This window comes from Arthrobacter sp. SAFR-023, from assembly GCF_051965295.1.
Taxonomy (GTDB): Bacteria; Actinomycetota; Actinomycetes; order Actinomycetales; family Micrococcaceae; genus Arthrobacter.
In genome coordinates, this window is the sequence record NZ_JBQCMF010000038.1 from 1 (window position 1) to 2,709 (window position 2,709).

The window sequence follows — 2,709 nt, forward strand, 5'->3', positions numbered from 1 at the left end:
CTTCAACGGAGAGTTTGATCCTGGCTCAGGATGAACGCTGGCGGCGTGCTTAACACATGCAAGTCGAACGATGATCCGGTGCTTGCACCGGGGATTAGTGGCGAACGGGTGAGTAACACGTGAGTAACCTGCCCTTGACTCTGGGATAAGCCTGGGAAACTGGGTCTAATACCGGATATGACTCCTCATCGCATGGTGGGGGGTGGAAAGCTTTTGCGGTTTTGGATGGACTCGCGGCCTATCAGCTTGTTGGTGAGGTAATGGCTCACCAAGGCGACGACGGGTAGCCGGCCTGAGAGGGTGACCGGCCACACTGGGACTGAGACACGGCCCAGACTCCTACGGGAGGCAGCAGTGGGGAATATTGCACAATGGGCGAAAGCCTGATGCAGCGACGCCGCGTGAGGGATGACGGCCTTCGGGTTGTAAACCTCTTTCAGTAGGGAAGAAGCGAAAGTGACGGTACCTGCAGAAGAAGCGCCGGCTAACTACGTGCCAGCAGCCGCGGTAATACGTAGGGCGCAAGCGTTATCCGGAATTATTGGGCGTAAAGAGCTCGTAGGCGGTTTGTCGCGTCTGCCGTGAAAGTCCGGGGCTCAACTCCGGATCTGCGGTGGGTACGGGCAGACTAGAGTGATGTAGGGGAGACTGGAATTCCTGGTGTAGCGGTGAAATGCGCAGATATCAGGAGGAACACCGATGGCGAAGGCAGGTCTCTGGGCATTAACTGACGCTGAGGAGCGAAAGCATGGGGAGCGAACAGGATTAGATACCCTGGTAGTCCATGCCGTAAACGTTGGGCACTAGGTGTGGGGGACATTCCACGTTTTCCGCGCCGTAGCTAACGCATTAAGTGCCCCGCCTGGGGAGTACGGCCGCAAGGCTAAAACTCAAAGGAATTGACGGGGGCCCGCACAAGCGGCGGAGCATGCGGATTAATTCGATGCAACGCGAAGAACCTTACCAAGGCTTGACATGGACCGGATCGCCGCAGAAATGTGGTTTCTCCTTTGGGGCCGGTTCACAGGTGGTGCATGGTTGTCGTCAGCTCGTGTCGTGAGATGTTGGGTTAAGTCCCGCAACGAGCGCAACCCTCGTTCCATGTTGCCAGCACGTAGTGGTGGGGACTCATGGGAGACTGCCGGGGTCAACTCGGAGGAAGGTGGGGACGACGTCAAATCATCATGCCCCTTATGTCTTGGGCTTCACGCATGCTACAATGGCCGGTACAAAGGGTTGCGATACTGTGAGGTGGAGCTAATCCCAAAAAGCCGGTCTCAGTTCGGATTGGGGTCTGCAACTCGACCCCATGAAGTCGGAGTCGCTAGTAATCGCAGATCAGCAACGCTGCGGTGAATACGTTCCCGGGCCTTGTACACACCGCCCGTCAAGTCACGAAAGTTGGTAACACCCGAAGCCGGTGGCCTAACCCCTTGTGGGAGGGAGCCGTCGAAGGTGGGACTGGCGATTGGGACTAAGTCGTAACAAGGTAGCCGTACCGGAAGGTGCGGCTGGATCACCTCCTTTCTAAGGAGCACCTACAGGCCCACGGCCGCGTGTATGCGTGGTGTGTGTGGTTTGTCAGGAGTAAAGGCCCGCTGCGCAGGCGATCGTTCTGCGGCGGGTGCTCATGGGTGGAATATCAGCAAATAGCGGCCGCGTGGTTTTGTCCTGTGTCTAGTACGGACGGGTTCCCTTTCGGGGGTGGCTGTCCTGGAACGGTGCGGGGCGGGGTTCATGCGGTTTAGTGTTTGGCACACTGTTGGGTCCTGAGGCAACAGGACCGGGGAGGGTACGGCTTTTGGCCGTGGCTTTGTCCGGGATGTTTGTTTCTGGTTTCCTGGCTGCACCGATCACACGGTTGCTGCGTCTGTTGGCGCGGGTGTGTGTGGGGTGTGTGGTACGGGGTTGTTGTTTGAGAACTACATAGTGGACGCGAGCATCTTTTATAAGAAGCAATTTCCAAGAATATGAACCTGGATCTGGCTGCGCGTGATGATGGCACCCTTTCGGGGTGTGGTTGTTGGGTGTGGTTGGTTTTCATGGTTCTCTCGTAAATTACTCCTTGATCTTTTGTGGTCAAGTTTTTAAGAGCACACGGTGGATGCCTTGGCATTAGGAGCCGAAGAAGGACGTAGGAATCTGCGATAAGCCTGGGGGAGTCGATAACCGGACTGTGATCCCAGGGTGTCCGAATGGGGAAACCCCGCCAGACGCGCGAGTGATCTGGTGACCCGCATCTGAACACATAGGGTGCGTGGAGGGAACGCGGGGAAGTGAAACATCTCAGTACCCGCAGGAAGAGAAAACAACAGTGATTCCGTTAGTAGTGGCGAGCGAACGCGGATCAGGCTAAACCGACCCATGTGTGATAGCCGGCGGGCGTTGCATGGGCGGGGTTGTGGGACTTGTTGTCCTGGTTCTGCCGGACCGGGGAGGTGTGAGTGCTGGTATAGGTGAACGGTCTTGAAAGGCCGGCCGTAGAGGGTGTGAGCCCCGTAACCGTAATGCTGAGCGCCGCCTTTGATGAGTATCCCAAGTAGCACGGGGCCCGAGAAATCCCGTGTGAATCTGTCAGGACCACCTGATAAGCCTAAATACTCCCTAATGACCGATAGCGGACCAGTACCGTGAGGGAAAGGTGAAAAGTACCCCGGGAGGGGAGTGAAACAGTACCTGAAACCGTGTGCTTACAATCCGTCGGAGCAG

General features: G+C 56.7%; 2 rRNA genes (1 of these 2 only partly in view). Both read left to right on the forward strand.

The annotated features are described in order from the left end of the window. Nucleotides 1-2: 2 nt before the first annotated feature. Nucleotides 3-1,527, forward strand: a 16S ribosomal RNA gene (locus ACTHQX_RS21540). Nucleotides 1,528-2,077: 550 nt separating this feature from the next. Continuing rightward, a 23S ribosomal RNA gene (locus ACTHQX_RS21545) occupies nucleotides 2,078-2,709 on the forward strand; it runs 2,586 nt beyond the window's last position. The 16S and 23S rRNA genes sit together here, the layout of an rRNA operon.